The sequence below is a fragment of the Pseudoduganella albidiflava genome (assembly GCF_004322755.1).
GTDB lineage: Bacteria > Pseudomonadota > Gammaproteobacteria > Burkholderiales > Burkholderiaceae_D > Rugamonas > Rugamonas albidiflava.
Map to the genome: position 1 here is coordinate 5,300,301 of NZ_CP036401.1, position 14,808 is coordinate 5,315,108.

The following is a 14,808-nucleotide window of genomic DNA, read 5'->3' on the forward strand; positions in this document are numbered from 1 at the left end:
CAGGCCAGCATCCACCGTCGAGCGACCAGCAAGGTTGCCACCGAGGTTGATGTGCGGAAATATATGCTGACATGGGCATAACGTCCTGTCAATCCACGCACGATTGAAACCAACGGTTCCCCTCGCGGAAACATGACTTTTCGAGGGGTAATGGAACGCGGTCTTGTTGCATCCAATGCTAGCATTAACGCTCGAGTCAACCATCAACTCTCTGGAAAAGGAACTGATCATGACCATGACCAAAGCTATCTTCGCAGCCGCCCTGTGCTTCGGCCTGGCCGCTTGCAGCACCACCGACACCACGAGTTCCAGCGGCGCGAGCGACAGCTCGGCAACCGGTTCGACCACCTCGGGCAGCAGCTCGATGGATTCGGGCACCGCGGGTTCCGCTACGTCGGGCTCGAGCACCTCCGGTTCCAGCGCTTCCGGTTCGACGAGCTCGGGCCAGTGGAACCAGTCCGGCACCACGTCGCCGACCGCAACGCCGGGCACGTCGCCCACCACCCCGAGCAATGCGGACGACAACTCGGTGAAGAAATAAGCAGTAAAAGAATCTGATTCACGCCGCAAGGAAAAATGGCCCGCATCCGCGGGCCATTTTTCATCCGGAGCCGGATCTATCCGGCCATCTTCATTCGAGCCAGGCTACGCCAGCGCGGCACCGCGGCCTGCAACCGGCGCCGACCGGCCGAGCCCGCGGTACTGCAGCGCCGCGAACCCCAGCACGCCGGCCGCCTGGGCCAGCACATAGGCGGCTCCCAGTCCGGTAGGCACCAGCACGCCGCCGGCCAGCAGTGCCACGCTCAGCACCGCCCACCCCACGTTCCCGGCAATCACGAACAACACCAGCGCCCGCCACACGGCCCGGCTGCGCGCCAGTCCGACCAGCAGCAGCACATAGCCTGCCAGGAACAGGCCGGTGCCGGACAGCAGCGCCCCGGGCAAGGCCAGCGTGGTGCCCAGCATGCCGGGCCACAGCAGGTGGCCGGCGGCCATTGCGCCGCTGGCGGCGGCATCGATCAGCAGGATGGATTTGAGCAGGCCGGATGGCTGGACGGTTTGCATGGCGATCTCCTTGGCGGTGGTTGACGATGAAGCAGTGAAGCCAGTGTCGCGCCGGCACCGCATCGCGCCAATTACGTGCCAGGTAATCGTTCGCCATCCACCGCCAGCCGGTAGCGCAGCTTGGTGCGCTCGCCTTTTCCGTACGTGGCATACCAGGGTGGAATCGGCACCTCCTCGACCAGCGTGCAGCCGATCCGCTCCAGCGCGCGCTGGCAGGCGACATTGTCCGGCGTGGTGGTGATCCACGCGGTGGCGAGCCCCAGCCTGGCTATCTCGGGCAGCAGCGCCAGCACCGCCTGCCCGGCCACGCCCTGCCCGCGGAACGCCGCCTCGACAGCGAAGCCGACATGGCCGAGCAGGTGCGTGAAGACATGCGAGTGCCCGTCGCGCAGGCTGATCGAACCGGCACGCACGCCATCGGCCAGGATGTGCCAGCGCCACGCGCGCACGCCCCAGGGCGAGTTCGCGGCGGTATAGGCGATGTGCGGTTCGAGCGACACGTGGACAGTGCGTGCTTCGGGACTCGGCTGGAGGGATGGGGAAGACAAGATCGGCAGGCTGGATGGCGTAGCCCGCCAGCTTACCATTGGCGGCGAATCCGGACGATCCCTGGCGGTTCGGCGGCACGCCTTCCCGTCGCGTTCCAGCATCGCCGCGCGCACGGCCCCCGCATTGAAACCGTGCATCGGCCCCGTGACATTGAACCATTGCTGTATTGCCCGATGGCCCCATTTGCGGCAAGATCGCTCTTTACCCGGCAATACCACCGATGTCCAATTCATCTTTCAGCAATATTGCACGACGCGCGGCCCTGCTGTCAGTGGCGCTCGTGCCTGCGTCGCTGCTGCCCGTTTCCGCCCTTGCCCTGCCCGCGCAGGCACCGCATGCGCCGAACCTGGCCGCCCTGATCAACGCCTACCGCGCCGCGCCGGGCAGCTGCGCCGGCACGTCGGCCGCCTCCGTGCCGCCGCTTGCCGTGGAAGCGGCGCTGTCGCAAATCCGCATCGTTTCCGGCACGTTCCTCGAACCGGCGCTGGAACGCGCGGGCTACCCTGTCGAACATGCCGAAGCCGTGTTCATCTCCGGCGCCGCGGATGCGGCCGAAGCGATGGAAACGCTGCGCGAGAAGTACTGCGCGCGCCTGCTGGGCACCGACGTCACCGCGATCGGCACGATCCGCGTGGCCGATGGCTGGCACGTGGTGCTGGCCCGCCCGGAGCGGCGCGAACTGCCGGCGCCGGAAGGCATCGGCGAGGAGACGCTGGCCGCGGTGAATGCCGCGCGCGCCGCGCCGCGCCAGTGCGGCGACCGCCAGTTCGCCGCCGCGCCGCCGCTGCGCCTGAATCCCGCGCTCGATGCGGCGGCCCTGTCGCACAGCCGGTACATGGCGCAGGTGCGCTATTTCAGCCACCAGCAAAAGAATGGCAGCGTGGTCGGCGACCGGGCGCTGCGCGCCGGCTACAAGTGGCGCACCATCGGCGAGAACATCGCCTCCGGGCAGCGCACGGCGCAGGAAGCCGTGCAGGGCTGGCTGGACAGCCCCGGCCACTGCGCCAACATCATGAACGCGGCGTTCGTGGAAATGGGCGTCGGCTATGCCGTCAACCCGGTGCGCGGCACGCTGTACTGGACGCAGGTGCTGGCACGCTGACATCGCGCCCCGCCCGCTCACAGCGAATTCCTCACGTCCTTCACCGCCTGCGCCGCGGCGCGGGCGATCTCGGCGATATCCTGGTCGCGGCGCCGGTCGAGCCAGCGCACCACGCCGCCCAGCAGCCACCATGCGGGCAGCGCCGCCACCACCAGCATCGGCACGGCCACGATGGCCACGCCCAGGGAGGCATCGATGCCGCACAGCGCCATCACCGAACCGGCCGAGACGAACAGCGTGGGCCACCACGAATGCAGCGCGGCCAGCAGGAAAGGCCCGGCGATGCCGGCCATGGCGATCGCGCAGATGAAGCGCACCCACCCTTCGCGACGCGTGCGGGGCCACATGAACAAAAATGTGAGTGCACACGCAATGGCGCCGGCCAGCAACGGCGCCGCAAAGATGGTGAGAAGCGCGCTGCCGGCCGCGCCGATTACGATGGTCATGATGCCTTGTCTCCTGGTGTGGTTCGCGTCCTGGCACTGCCATTTATTTGCTTGAGTGAACGCAATAAAACATCAGGCCGCTTGCATCCGACTTTAGCAATTGCTATAGTCAGAGTCAAGCGTTTGCTAATCTATCGAAACCACCCCCGTTGCACGGTATTTTCATGAACATCTATCAACATCGACGAGAGCGGCTCACCTCCCTGATCCGCGAACACTATTCGGGCACGCGCAAGGCATTGGCCGAGGCCTGCGGCTGGAGCGAGGCGCGCCTGTCGCAGATCCTGTCCGCCACCTACCGGGAAGGGCGCGCGTTCAGCGAAAAGATCGCCCGCAAGCTGGAAGGCGACCTGTCTCTGCCGGCCATGTTCTTCGACCTGGGCGCGATCGCCCCCGGCGAGGAAGTGTCGGCGCCACCGGCCTTCCTGCGCGTGCGCGCGATCGATGCGCACAGTCCCGGCATCGTGCAGATCCGCCGCGTGCGGTTGCGCCTTTCCGCGGGCATCGTCGGTTTCGCGGTGGAGCCGGACGAGGAAGCCGGCGGCTCGTTCGGCGTGGAGACCGACTGGATCGCGCGCAACCGCTACAAGTGGGAAGACCTTCTGGCCCTGGAAGTCACCGGCGAGAGCATGGAACCGCGCCTGTACAAGGGCGACCTGGTGGTGGTGAACACGGCCGACAAGACACCCGCCGATGGCCAGGTCTTCGCCGTCAACTATGAAGGCGAGGCCGTGGTCAAGCGCCTCACCCGCGATGCCGGCCACTGGTGGCTCACGTCCGACAATCCCGACCAGCGGCGCTTTCCCCGCAAGCTGTGCGACGGCGTGACCTGCCTGCTGATCGGCCGCGTGGTGCTGAAGAAAAGCGAGAATATCTGATGCCGGCACGCCGCCTGGCCTGCGCCTTCGTCGACGGCGTGGACAATGCCGGCACGCAGTCGCTGCATTTCATCGGCGGCGCGCACGACCGGATCCTGCTGGCGGCGCCCGGCGCCATCGCCGAACTGTGTATCTGGGCCAGCGTGGAGGTGCATGGGGAACCTGGTGCGAAGACCGGCGTGCCCGCGCCGCTGCGCAAGCTGGCGCTGTCGCTGTGGGCGCACGGCATGGAGATCGACTGGATCACCTACGAGGATGCGGCGGTCGCCCCGCCACCCGGCCACGCCGATGCCATCTACACGGTCGACCACATCTTCCCGGTCCCGGCGTGGCTGACATTCCACGAGTGCGTATTTGAAGTGCGCGCCACCGGGGACGGCATACCGGTCGGCACCGCGCGGCTGTCGCTGGAACTGCCGCAGCCGTTCTAGGTCTCGGGAAGGCGCGGCGGGTCCGATCAACCCGGTGAGTATTGCGGGCGCGCCAGCCACCGCAAAACGTTTTTCCGCTACCGTTCGCCGATGAGCATACCGATGTGCATACCGATGAGCATACCGATGAGCATACGGCAGGCAGTCGCCCTGGCCTGCCTGCTCGCGGGCATCGCCGCAGGCAGCAGCCCCGCGCAGGCGGCGGAACCCTACAAGCCCGAGGCCCCGGCCCTCGCGCCCAACCTGGAGGGGCAGCTCGACCGCCCGCTGCGCTACCGTCCCGACGGCGCCGATTTCGTCATCGACGACGGCCGGGAATTCTTCAACCGCCCGCTCTATGGCGGCAATACCGCCTTCCGCGTGGATGGTGGCGACCGGCCGGAATTTTCGCTGTACCTGCCAGGCCGTGGCGGCAACCTGCGGCTCGGATTGCGCACGGCCGCGGGCACGCTGTGGCTGCACGAGGCACGCCGCGTGCAGGCGCGCTACCGCCCCGGCGAACTGCATTACGACATCGGTGACGACTTGCTGGGCCCGCACGGACGCCTGAAGGTGGCGGCCGTGGCCTACGCCGCCACCGAGAGCCTGGGCGTCGAAGTGCGCGGCGAAAGCCTGCCGGCGGGCGCGGAACTGGTGTTCGCGTTCGGCCCCGGCAATGGCCAGCGCGGCCGGCGCGATGGCGACATCGGCACCGAGCGCGTGCCCATCGGCGAATTCTTCCAGTTCACGCCGGCTTTCGCACGCGGCGCCCGCTTCGACGTCTCGGCGCAAGGTTTTACAGTCAGCACGCCGAAGGCCACGATCAGCGCCACCGCCAGCGTGCCCGCGCGGGTGCGCACGGCTGCCGCCAGCCATTGGAATACCCTGCCAGCCCTGCTCGCATCGCCTGAAGCGGCGGACGAAAACGTGGCGCTCGGCAGCGTGCCGCTGGGTGCGCAGCCGGTGCACCTCGCATTGCAGGTCATCGCGCGCGAACAGCCGAAGGAGCCCCAGGTGTACCGCGAAGTCGGTGCGGCCGATGACCAGAAAGGGCCGCGTGCGCCACTGCCCCGCTTCACGCCGGCCGAACTGGCGCAACGCTTCGCCGACGCCACTCGCCACTTCACCCGCGTGCGCAACCAGGTGCGCATCGACACGCCGGACCCTTACCTGAACGCGGCCATGGGGGCGCTGAACGTGGCCGCCGATGCCGTATGGGACGACAGCCAGCAGGCCATCATGCACGGCGCCGTGGCGTGGCGCAGCAGGCTGCTGGGCTGGCGCGGGCCGTATGCGCTCGATGCGCTGGGCTGGCACGACCGCTTCCGCCGCAACGCCGATGGCTGGACCGCGCAGCAGAACACGGCGCCGGTTCCCGCCAGCGTGCCGCCGCCCGAGCAGGCCACCAACCTGGCCCGCAACCGGGCAGGCATGCATTCGAACGGCAACCTCACGCAGTCGCACTACGACATGAACATCGGCTTCGTCGATGCGCTGCTGCGCCACCTGCTGTGGACCGGCGACCTGGATTACGCACGCGCCGCGTGGCCCGTGCTGGAACGGCACCTCGCCTGGGAGCGCCGGCTGTTCCGCCGCGAGTTCGGCCCGTCGAAGCTGCCGCTGTACGATGCCTACGCCGCGATCTGGGCCAGCGACGACCTGTACTACAACGGCGGCGGCGTCACCCACACCTCCGCCTACAACGCCTGGCACAACGCGATGGCGGCGCGCATCGCCCGGCTGATCGGCAAGGATGCCGCGCCGTATGAAGCGGAAGCGGCGGCGATCCAGCGCGGCATGCGCGAGCAGTTGTGGATGCCCGGGCGCGGCGCGTTCGCAGAGTACCGCGACAGCCTGGGCGAGAAGCTGCTGCACCCCAGCTATGCGCTCTGGTCGTTCTATCACACGCTCGATTCGCAGGTGCCGACGCGGCTCGAGGCAGCGCGCATGGCGGCGGACCTGGACCGCCACCTGCGCCCGCTGCCCGTGCGCGGCCCGGGCGTGCCGGCGGACCGCCCATATGCCGTGCTGCCGACCAGCGACTGGATGCCGTACACCTGGTCGATCAACAACGTGGTGATGTCGGAAAACCTGCACACGGCGCTGGCCTACTGGCAGGCGGACCGCGCCGAAAGCGCCTACGCACTCGCCAAGAGCGCGCTGCTGGCCAGCCTGTACATGGGCATCAGCCCCGGCAACATCGGCAGCATGAATTACCTGGACGTGTACCGCCGCGAATCGCAGCGCGACTTCGCCGATGGCTCGGGCGTCATGTCGCGCGCGCTGGTCGAAGGCCTGTTCGGCGTGCGGCCCGATGCGCTGGCCGGCGTGCTGGCGGTGCGCCCCGGCCTGCCGCGCGACTGGAACCACGCGCGGCTCGAGCACCCGGATGTGGGCATCGCCTACCGCCGCGACGGCAACCGGGAGACATGGCAAGTCAGCCAGCCGGCCAGCGCAGCAGCGCCGCGCTTCCGGCAACTGGCGCTGCAGGTACCGGCGCGCACCGCCAACGTGGCCAGCGTATCAGTGAACGGCCAGCCGGCCCGCTGGCAGGCCGAGGCCGATGCGGTGGGCGCGCCCCGTCTGCTGGTCGACGTGCCGCTGGCCGCGCAGGCGACCATCGAAATCGCCTGGCGCGGCGACCCGATCGATGCCGCCCGCGCCACCCCGGCGGGCACCGTGCCGCGCGATGGCTTCCGCCAGGTGCGCCAGGGCGATTTCCTTTGGTGGACGGCCGTGCCCGCGCCTGCGGCATCTGCGGCATCTGCGGCATCTTCGGCATCTGCGACAGCCGCTACCGCTGCGACATCGGCGGCCTGCACGCTGGCCGGCCCTGGCTGGACATCCGGCGCGCCGGTGCAGCCGCGGCACGTGCCCCTGGCTGGTGCCTTCAACGACAGCGTCACGGAATTGTTCAAGCCGTTCAAGTACCTGTCGCCCCGCTCGCCGCACGTGACGCTGGCCCTGCCCGCGCAAGGCACCGGCGCCTGGGCTGGCCACGTGAACGACTTGCCGAAGCTGGACGACGCCGGCCTGCGCGCCCTCCGCGGCACCTTGCGCCTGCCGAACGGCCTGACATTCGCGACACCGCCCGCCGGCGCCAACGTGGCCTTCGTTTCACAATGGAGCAACTACCCGCGCGAGATCACCGTGCCGCTGGCGGGCCAGGGTTCGCGCGCCTTCCTGCTGATGGCCGGCTCGACGAACCACATGCAGAGCCGCGTTGACAACGGCGAGATCGTGGTCCGGTACACGGATGGCACCCGCACCCGCACGCCGCTGCGCAACCCGGACAACTGGTGGCCCAGCGAGCGCGATTACTTCCTGGACGATTACCAGTTCCGGCTGTGCGGCACGCTGCCCGTGCGCGTCGACCTGAAGACAGCCAGGATATCCGTGCCCGATCCGGCCACCTTCAAGGGCGCCGGCCGCGAAACCATCGACGGCGGCGCCGCCACGGTGCTGCCAGTGCCGCTGGACCGCTCGAAGACGCTGCACAGCGTGACCGTGCGCGCCCTCGCCAACGACGTCGTCATCGGGCTGATGGGGCTCACGCTGGACCCATGACCCGCATGCAAGAGTTGCCTCAAAAATGGGGACGGACCCTAGTGCCGTTGAGTTAAGCATTACCCGACACATTGAAAGCGCATGCCTTCACCCCAACGGCGAAGGGCTGGGGTCAGGAAGGAGTACCGGCATGCATGCCGGTACCGCTACGCAGGCGAGGAGCAGTGCTCCTCGAAACCCCTGCTCTGCCCCGCCGGGGTGCAGCAGGGGTTTCGCGAAGCCTGCTTCGCGCCTGCGGAACGATGCTGGCATGCATGCCAGCATTCCCCCCTGACCCCGGCATCTGCCCTTGGGGTGGGGTCACTTAACGAAGTGGCATCTGGCACAGCCCCCATATTCGAGGCAACGGCTATGCACGTTCCGTCGCGCCTTACCCGCCGCGGATGGCCTCCGTGACCGCTTCCATCACGTCGAGATCCACGCCGCTGGCCGGCAGGTCGATCGCGCAGTGCTTGCCCGTGCGCGGATTGAACAGTTCCACGACGAGCTGGCCGCCCTCGGCGCCGGCCCGCGTGGTACGGAAACTCCACTGTTTCCTGCCGAGGCGCACCTTGAGCTCGTGGCCGTCGCGCCGGGCCAGGGCGGCAAGCTGGCTGCTCGTCGGCGCGCGACCGGCATTGCCGGCTTCCACGTGCAGCAGCAGGAAGTGCAGCACGTCGGATAGCGCATACATGCGCAGCACCGGCGCGATGCGCTCGACGGTGCTGGCCGACGTGATGAACCAGTGCGGGCACGGGCAATCGTTCAGCAGATTCTGCAACGGCGCGTGACACTGATGGCAGCAGCCCTGCTCGCGGGCCGCCAGGAAGCGTTCACGGCGGCGCGCATCCTGGCCGAACGGTGCCAGCGCCGCGATGGCGCGGGCCAGCGGCGACATCCCGGGCGCCGGCGGCGCTGACCTGGGCGGAACCTCCCGCCCAGCCAAGGGACGTGGGCGCACGCTGGCAGGCGCCGGCCATCCCTGCCCCCTCAGGTGCTCGTTGTCGGTCACTCCCCGTTCGGCAATTCCTGTATCCATTGCAAGCTCGCTGTGTGGTCTCAGTCCTTTGACGAACGGCGCGGGATTTTCCGCCGCCCCATGCGAGAAAATTCGCTGTGATTGTTTGCTCCCATGCGAGTTCGCAGGATGGCCATCCCTCGCAGCGCGGGCTTTCCACGGCATGCCCCACGGCTCGCAGGGCAACTCAAGCAATTGATGTTTCTCAACAACAAATATTTATTTGTAGAATATTTTTATTGCTCTGTCATTCAGCTGCCCGCTACCATCCCCGCAATAAAAACTGAAAGGGAAATACCATGCGCCACCTCCTCATCGCCGGCCTGCTGGCTGTCACGCTTTCCGGCTGTGCCAGCATCATGAATGGCAGCACCCAGCCGATCAGCATCCGCAGCGTGCCGGAAGGCGCCAGCGTGTCGGTCACCAACCGCGCCGGCGAAAAGATCCATAGCGGCCTGACGCCTGTCACCCTGACACTCAAGCGGGGCGCCGGCTACTTCAAGTCGGAATCGTACAAGGTGGTGGTCACGAAAGAAGGCTTCAGCGATCGCGAACTCACCCTCAACAGCAATGTGAACGGCTGGTATATCGCCAACATCGTGTTCGGCGGCCTGATCGGCATGGTGGGAGTGGATCCGGCCACCGGCGCCATGTACTCGTTCCCCGAATCGGTCACCGCGACCCTGGATGCCTCGCAGGAAAAGGTGGCGGGTGCGGCACCGCTGACGATCGTGTCGACCACCGAGCTGTCGCCGGAAGTGATGAAGCACGCGAAGCTGATTTCGGCACCCTGATCGACCGTTCCACAGAGCGAGGGCATGGCTGCCGATACCGGCACGCCATGCCCTCGTTGCTTCACCCGCCTGCCCTAATGAATTGCCTCGCTGCCCTGCCTTGGCTGCCCTGCGTTCAGCTGTCCTGCCCGCCCTGCCCGCCCCGAATGACCGCCAGCTGGCGCTCGAAATCGCCCAGGTCGAAGTAATCGCGCCACACGGTGATGCGGCCATCCTCGACAGTGATGGTGCCCATCACGGGCAGGCTGATTTCGCCGCCGTCCCGGTGGCGGAAGATGTCGATGCGTTCGTTCAGCACCACGTTGTCCGCCGCGGCGATGTGCGTGATCTTCCAGTCCAGCAGGAAGTCCGTGCCGATGCCGAAGCCGCGGTGGAAATCCGCTACGCCTTCGCGGCCGACGATGTCCGGCAACGGCACGTTGTCGTAGAGGACATCGTCGGCCAGCATCGCCAGCGCTTCGTCGATGCGGTTGTGGTTCCAGCAGGCGAAGAACGTCTCGGCGACCTGTATCGGGTTCATGGCGTTCTCCTCGTTCAGGCCGACTGGCCGCCATCGACGTTCAGCGTGGCGCCGGTGATATAGCCGGCATCCGGCCCCGACAGGAACGCCACCGCGGCGGCAATCTCGTCCGGCCGGCCATAGCGGCCCAGCGCTGCCATGCCCTTCAGCGTATCGGCGAAGGCGCCATCGGCGGGATTCATTTCCGTATCGATCGCCCCCGGCTGCACCACGTTGACGGTGATGCTGCGTGCTCCCAGGTCGCGCGCCCAGCCGCGCGTGTAAGCGGCCACCGCAGCCTTCGACGCGACATAGTCGGCCGCACCGCCGAACGGGATCCGGTCCGCCCCCGTGGTGCCGATCGAGATGACGCGGCCCCCTTCGGACAGCAGCGGCGCGGCGGCACGCACCGCGGCGGCCACGCCCTTGACGTTGATGTCGAACTGGCGTTCGATCGCGGCGAGATCCACCGTGCTGTCGTCCACGGCGCCGGTCACGAACACGCCCGCCGAATTGACCAGGATATCGAGGCGCCCGAAGGTCGCATGCACCGTCTTCACCAGCTCGGCCACTGCCGCCTGGTCGGCCTGGTCGGCGCGCACGGCCAGCACGCGGCGGCCCAGTGCCTCGACTTCGCCGGCGACCTCATTGGCGCGCTGTTCCGACGCGGCGTAGCTGAAGGCGACGTCGGCACCGTCGCGTGCCAGGCGGCGCACGATCGCGGCACCGATACCTCGCGAACCACCGGTAACGAGAGCGACGCGGCCTTGCAGGGGCAGATGGGTGTTCATGGTGTTTCCTTTCGATAGGTGTTTGGAAGTGGCTCTACTATCGCGGTTTTATTCCTTCTTGATTAGTGGCTTATCGCTTCAGTCATTTTCAAGGATTCGTTTAAAATCCTGGCATGGAAACCCTCAGCAACCTGGAATGCTTCATCCGCACGGCCGATGCCGGCAGTTTTTCGGAAGCGGCACGCCAGCTGGGCCTGACGCCGGCGGCGGTGAGCCGCAATGTCGCCATGCTGGAGAAAAACCTGGGCGCGCGGCTGTTCCACCGTTCCACCCGGCGCCTGGCGCTGACGGAGGCGGGCGAAGAACTGCGCCAGGGTATTGCCGGCAGCCTGGAAGAACTGCAGTCGGCGCTGGCCGCCGTCTCGACCGAGCGGCTGGAGCCGTCCGGCGTGCTGCGGGTGAGCATGTCACCCAGCATCGGCATGGGCTGGCTGATGCCGATGCTGCCCGAATTCCTGGCGCGCTTCCCGCGCATCCGACCGGAATGGCACTTCGAGAACCGGCAGGTGGACCTGGTGGGCGAGGGATACGACGCGGCGATCGGCGGTGGCTTCGAATTACGGCAGGGCGTGGTGGCGCGGCGGCTCGCCCCGGCGCACGTGATCGCGGTGGCTTCGCCAGGCTATCTGCAGGCACGCGCGCAACCCGCCCATCCATCGGACCTCCGGACAGTGGACTGGATCGCCTCGCGCTCCCTGCAGAACGGCCGCATCCGCACCTGGGTCTTGCGCAACGGCGCCGGGGAGGAAGTGGCCATGGAGGCTTCCCCTTCCCTCGTGCTGAGCGACCCGGCCGCCATGCGCGAAGCGGCCCTGCTGGGACTCGGCATCGCCATGCTCGCCGTGCCGGACGTACTACCCCAACTCGAACAAGGCACCCTGGTGCGCGTACTGCCAGACTGGCACGCCGATGCGGGCGCCATCTCCCTTTACTACGCCAGCCGCGCCCTGCTGCCGGCGAAAACGCGCGCCTTCGTCGACTTCGTCACCCAGGCCTTCGAACGCGACCGGCTGGCGGAGCGGTTCGCCGCCGTCCCGTCACACGCGTGACGGCTGCGGCACCGCAGGTCCGTCGAACGCGAAGACACGGCGCGACGCAACGGCGATCGCCACGACACCGAGAAGGCTGAGCGCCAACGCGGTGCGCAAGTCGGAGCGGTGCGCTACGAAGCCGACGATCACCGGCCCGACCAGCAAGCCCACATAGGCCAGGCGCGTGGTGATGGCCAGCCCGGTCGACGGCGATACGCCATTGGCCAGCGCGATGCGCCCGGCCGACGAGAACATCACCGGAATGATGTTCGCCACACCCAGCCCGCACACCAGGAATCCCGCCAGCGCGGTGGGCACCGCAGGCAGCAGCAGCGCCAATCCGAGCCCGGCGGCGCACAGCGCGCAACTGGCCACCACCAGCGCACCTTCGGAAAAGCGCGCCCGCACGGGATCGCCGGTGAAGCGCCCGGTTGCCATGCCGATCGAGAACGCGGCATAGCCGGCGCTGACGAAACCGCCGCTGGCCATGGCGACGTCGCGCATGTACACGGCGGTCCAGTCGTACATCGCCCCTTCCACGATCAGCGCGAGAAAGGCCAGGCAACCCAGCACGACCAGCTTGCGCCTGGCCGCCGGCGCCAATGGCTGGCTGCCATGCGCCCCACCATCTTCGCTCGCATGGGCCGCCGGTTCCGGCAGCAGCCAGCGGGCCGTCGACAGCGTCAGCACGGCGCACAGCGTGCACACGGCCGCCAGGTGCCACTGGTTCGGCCATTGCATCGCCTGCCAGCCGCTGGAGACGAGCGCGCCAAACATCCCGCCCAGGCTGAAGGCGCCGTGCAGCGAACCGATCACGGGGCGCTCGAAGGTCGCTTCGATCACGGCCGCCTGCGAGTTCGCGGCCACGTCGTTTACCGCGGACATGGCGCCGTACAAGGCCAGCCAGAACAGCAGCAGCGTGTACTGCGGCATCAGCAGGATGCCGAAGGCGGCGAGCGCCATCAGCACGCCACTGTTGACGGAGGCGCGCGCACTGCCCACCTTCGCGATCCACCGTCCGGCCCAGGCCATGATGAGGATGCCGCCCAGCGCGACCGACAGCATCGACAGGGACAGGTTGGCTTCGGACAGCGAAAATTTATCCTTGATGGTCGGCACGTGGGTTCCCCAGGAGGCGTAGATCACGCCATTGCAGAACAGCACGGACATGGCGGCGATACGGGCTTTGCCGAGGTCAGGCATCCAGGCCTCCTGGCTGATGGCGTGCAGCAGGCAGGGGTCGGGGAACGGGGCGATCTGGGTAATGCACGGTGTTGTAAGCCGAAGCTGCGAGTTTGTGTTGTAAATCGGTGATCGGGTTGGCTGCGCAGTGTAATCGATTGGCCGCGGGCGGGCCGGGCGGGACCTGAAGCGTGCGGCGTGGTGTAAGCTGATGACCGACAGCCGACGAGCCCGCAACACGCGAAAGGTCCACCATGCAGCTGGTTCAATGCACTTCCACGGGCCAGAATGGCTGGCTCGCCCTGCGGCGGCAGCTTTGGCCGGAAGGTTCTCCGGACGAACACCTGGCCGAGATGCAGGTTCTCCTCGATCAGCCGGGCAGGTTCTTCCAGCTGGTCGCGTATGAAGACGACAGGCAGCCGGCCGGCTTCGTGGAAGCCGCGCTGCGAACAGATTACGTCAACGGCACCGATACCTCGCCGGTGGCATTCGTCGAAGGCATCTATGTCGCGCCTGCCTTCCGCCGGCACGGCATCGGCACCCTGCTGGTCGCCGCTGTCGTCACCTGGGCCAAGGCCTGCGCCTGCACCGAACTGGCATCGGACGCCTTGCTCGATAACGCGGCCAGCCAGGCCATGCACCGCGCGCTGGGCTTCGAGGAGACCGAGCGCGTGGTGTTCTTCCGGAAGCTGATCCCGTAGCCAATCCCCGTCGATCGATGACTCTGGTGCCGGACATCCTTCGGATGTCGGACACCGGTCTTCCCATGCGTCTGGTCGCCCCAGAAAACCGGGGACAGGCTCCGATTTCTTTCGAAAGGTTTCTGAAAACCGGGGACAGGCTCCGATTATTTTCGAAAGGTTTCCCGAAATCCGAGCCTGTCACTGGTTTCGTTGCCAGTTTCGCGACGAAATCGGAGCCTGTCCCCGGTTTCGCTGCAGGTTTCGCGGCGAAATCGGAGCCTGTCCCCGGTTTTTTCGGTAACAATTTGGGTGGCCAAAAGCAAAAAACCCCGCCAGCACACGCTAGCGGGGTTTTTCTATGTAACAGCCTGACGATAACCTACTTTCACACTGGTTGCAGCACTATCATCGGCGCAAAGTCGTTTCACGGTCCTGTGAGTGGAGCGAGGTCGGGCAGTGCCCGGCCGAGCAAAAAAACCCGCGACCCGGAGCCAAGTTCGCGGCGTATTACAAAGCAGGAAGCACAAATGACAAAAGCCCACCAGATCACTGGTGGGCTTTTCTCGGTATAACAGCCTGACGATAACCTACTTTCACACTGGTTGCAGCACTATCATCGGCGCAAAGTCGTTTCACGGTCCTGTTCGGGATGGGAAGGGGTGGGACCGACTTGCTATGGTCATCAGGCATGACTTGTACGCAGTGCCGTCCCCTGTGGGGCAACGTCACTGCTCAATCCGGAAGAAGTAAAGCGAGGGTAACTCTCATCAAAGAGTAAATGCGAGGAATCATCATGATTCATAACCGTCAAGGT

General features: G+C 66.9%; 15 protein-coding genes and 1 rRNA gene. 8 read left to right on the forward strand and 8 right to left on the reverse strand.

Features of this window, described 5'->3' with window-relative positions; all coding sequences use genetic code 11:
• The first annotated feature begins 229 nt into the window (after window positions 1-229).
• Window positions 230-541 carry a hypothetical protein gene (locus EYF70_RS31160; protein WP_165497760.1) on the forward strand — a complete coding sequence of 104 codons (312 nt, stop codon included), beginning with the start codon at window positions 230-232 and terminating at the stop codon, window positions 539-541.
• Between the two features lie 104 nt (window positions 542-645).
• Here EYF70_RS31160 and EYF70_RS22015 read toward each other — a convergent pair whose 3' ends face one another.
• Both EYF70_RS22015 and EYF70_RS22020 read right to left on the reverse strand, forming a co-directional pair.
• A complete protein-coding gene (locus tag EYF70_RS22015; RefSeq protein ID WP_218943712.1) occupies window positions 646-1,065 on the reverse strand; it encodes a hypothetical protein in 420 nt (139 codons plus the stop codon).
• 71 nt (window positions 1,066-1,136) lie between these two features.
• Window positions 1,137-1,613 carry a GNAT family N-acetyltransferase gene (locus EYF70_RS22020; protein ID WP_229420503.1) on the reverse strand — a complete coding sequence of 159 codons (477 nt, stop codon included), beginning with the start codon at window positions 1,611-1,613 and terminating at the stop codon, window positions 1,137-1,139.
• Between the two features lie 221 nt (window positions 1,614-1,834).
• Here EYF70_RS22020 and EYF70_RS22025 point away from each other — a divergent pair, with 221 nt between their 5' ends.
• Window positions 1,835-2,716 carry a CAP domain-containing protein gene (locus EYF70_RS22025; protein WP_131147312.1) on the forward strand — a complete coding sequence of 294 codons (882 nt, stop codon included), beginning with the start codon at window positions 1,835-1,837 and terminating at the stop codon, window positions 2,714-2,716.
• Between the two features lie 17 nt (window positions 2,717-2,733).
• On the opposite strand, the gene EYF70_RS22030 is transcribed toward EYF70_RS22025, so the two are convergent.
• Window positions 2,734-3,162 carry a hypothetical protein gene (locus EYF70_RS22030; RefSeq protein WP_131147313.1) on the reverse strand — a complete coding sequence of 143 codons (429 nt, stop codon included), beginning with the start codon at window positions 3,160-3,162 and terminating at the stop codon, window positions 2,734-2,736.
• Between the two features lie 164 nt (window positions 3,163-3,326).
• Between EYF70_RS22030 and EYF70_RS22035 the strand changes: the two genes are divergently transcribed.
• From EYF70_RS22035 to EYF70_RS22045, 3 genes are all read left to right on the forward strand, one after another.
• Complete coding sequence (locus EYF70_RS22035; RefSeq protein ID WP_131147314.1) at window positions 3,327-4,040, forward strand: S24 family peptidase; 714 nt, start codon at window positions 3,327-3,329, stop codon at window positions 4,038-4,040.
• Window positions 4,040-4,471 (forward strand): hypothetical protein, encoded by a 432-nt coding sequence (locus EYF70_RS22040; protein WP_131147315.1) that lies wholly within the window; start codon window positions 4,040-4,042, stop codon window positions 4,469-4,471. The genes EYF70_RS22035 and EYF70_RS22040 overlap by 1 nt, the downstream gene beginning before the upstream one ends.
• 126 nt (window positions 4,472-4,597) lie before the next feature.
• On the forward strand, window positions 4,598-8,017 hold the full coding sequence (locus EYF70_RS22045) for a DUF4450 domain-containing protein (protein WP_131147316.1): 3,420 nt from the start codon (window positions 4,598-4,600) through the stop codon (window positions 8,015-8,017).
• Window positions 8,018-8,387: 370 nt separating this feature from the next.
• Here the strand turns inward: EYF70_RS22045 and EYF70_RS22050 are convergent, their stop codons facing one another.
• Complete coding sequence (locus EYF70_RS22050; RefSeq protein WP_131147317.1) at window positions 8,388-8,894, reverse strand: hypothetical protein; 507 nt, start codon at window positions 8,892-8,894, stop codon at window positions 8,388-8,390.
• A 419-nt stretch (window positions 8,895-9,313) separates the two neighbouring features.
• Between EYF70_RS22050 and EYF70_RS22055 the strand changes: the two genes are divergently transcribed.
• Window positions 9,314-9,808 carry a peptidase associated/transthyretin-like domain-containing protein gene (locus EYF70_RS22055; RefSeq protein WP_131147318.1) on the forward strand — a complete coding sequence of 165 codons (495 nt, stop codon included), beginning with the start codon at window positions 9,314-9,316 and terminating at the stop codon, window positions 9,806-9,808.
• Between the two features lie 115 nt (window positions 9,809-9,923).
• Here EYF70_RS22055 and EYF70_RS22060 read toward each other — a convergent pair whose 3' ends face one another.
• Window positions 9,924-10,328: a limonene-1,2-epoxide hydrolase family protein gene (locus EYF70_RS22060; RefSeq protein ID WP_131147319.1), complete on the reverse strand. Its 405-nt coding sequence runs from the start codon at window positions 10,326-10,328 to the stop codon at window positions 9,924-9,926.
• A 14-nt stretch (window positions 10,329-10,342) separates the two neighbouring features.
• A complete protein-coding gene (locus tag EYF70_RS22065) occupies window positions 10,343-11,098 on the reverse strand; it encodes an SDR family NAD(P)-dependent oxidoreductase (protein WP_131147320.1) in 756 nt (251 codons plus the stop codon).
• Between the two features lie 113 nt (window positions 11,099-11,211).
• On the opposite strand from EYF70_RS22065, the gene EYF70_RS22070 reads away from it, so the two are divergent.
• Window positions 11,212-12,147, forward strand: coding sequence for a LysR family transcriptional regulator (locus tag EYF70_RS22070; RefSeq protein ID WP_131147321.1), 936 nt, complete (start codon window positions 11,212-11,214; stop codon window positions 12,145-12,147).
• Here the strand turns inward: EYF70_RS22070 and EYF70_RS22075 are convergent.
• Window positions 12,136-13,332, reverse strand: a complete 1,197-nt coding sequence (locus EYF70_RS22075; protein ID WP_131147322.1) for an MFS transporter — start codon at window positions 13,330-13,332, stop codon at window positions 12,136-12,138. The two genes, EYF70_RS22070 and EYF70_RS22075, sit on opposite strands and share 12 nt — an antisense overlap.
• A gap of 233 nt (window positions 13,333-13,565) precedes the next feature.
• Between EYF70_RS22075 and aac(6') the strand changes: the two genes are divergently transcribed.
• Entirely contained in the window at window positions 13,566-14,012 is a 447-nt protein-coding gene (gene aac(6') / locus EYF70_RS22080; RefSeq protein ID WP_131147323.1) for an aminoglycoside 6'-N-acetyltransferase, read from the forward strand.
• A 556-nt stretch (window positions 14,013-14,568) separates the two neighbouring features.
• Here the strand turns inward: aac(6') and rrf are convergent.
• Window positions 14,569-14,681 (reverse strand): 5S ribosomal RNA (gene rrf / locus EYF70_RS22085).
• Window positions 14,682-14,808: the final 127 nt, after the last annotated feature.

What these genes read in the sequence shown, in the direction of transcription:
- EYF70_RS31160 (WP_165497760.1), top strand. Translation starts at nt 230, where the DNA reads ATGACCATGACCAAAGCTATCTTCGCAGCCGCCCTGTGCTTCGGCCTG.
- EYF70_RS22015 (WP_218943712.1), bottom strand. Translation starts at nt 1,065, where the DNA reads ATGCAAACCGTCCAGCCATCCGGCCTGCTCAAATCCATCCTGCTGATC.
- EYF70_RS22025 (WP_131147312.1), top strand. Translation starts at nt 1,835, where the DNA reads ATGTCCAATTCATCTTTCAGCAATATTGCACGACGCGCGGCCCTGCTG.
- EYF70_RS22030 (WP_131147313.1), bottom strand. Translation starts at nt 3,162, where the DNA reads ATGACCATCGTAATCGGCGCGGCCGGCAGCGCGCTTCTCACCATCTTT.
- EYF70_RS22035 (WP_131147314.1), top strand. Translation starts at nt 3,327, where the DNA reads ATGAACATCTATCAACATCGACGAGAGCGGCTCACCTCCCTGATCCGC.
- EYF70_RS22040 (WP_131147315.1), top strand. Translation starts at nt 4,040, where the DNA reads ATGCCGGCACGCCGCCTGGCCTGCGCCTTCGTCGACGGCGTGGACAAT.
- EYF70_RS22045 (WP_131147316.1), top strand. Translation starts at nt 4,598, where the DNA reads ATGAGCATACGGCAGGCAGTCGCCCTGGCCTGCCTGCTCGCGGGCATC.
- EYF70_RS22050 (WP_131147317.1), bottom strand. Translation starts at nt 8,894, where the DNA reads ATGTCGCCGCTGGCCCGCGCCATCGCGGCGCTGGCACCGTTCGGCCAG.
- EYF70_RS22055 (WP_131147318.1), top strand. Translation starts at nt 9,314, where the DNA reads ATGCGCCACCTCCTCATCGCCGGCCTGCTGGCTGTCACGCTTTCCGGC.
- EYF70_RS22060 (WP_131147319.1), bottom strand. Translation starts at nt 10,328, where the DNA reads ATGAACCCGATACAGGTCGCCGAGACGTTCTTCGCCTGCTGGAACCAC.
- EYF70_RS22065 (WP_131147320.1), bottom strand. Translation starts at nt 11,098, where the DNA reads ATGAACACCCATCTGCCCCTGCAAGGCCGCGTCGCTCTCGTTACCGGT.
- EYF70_RS22070 (WP_131147321.1), top strand. Translation starts at nt 11,212, where the DNA reads ATGGAAACCCTCAGCAACCTGGAATGCTTCATCCGCACGGCCGATGCC.
- EYF70_RS22075 (WP_131147322.1), bottom strand. Translation starts at nt 13,332, where the DNA reads ATGCCTGACCTCGGCAAAGCCCGTATCGCCGCCATGTCCGTGCTGTTC.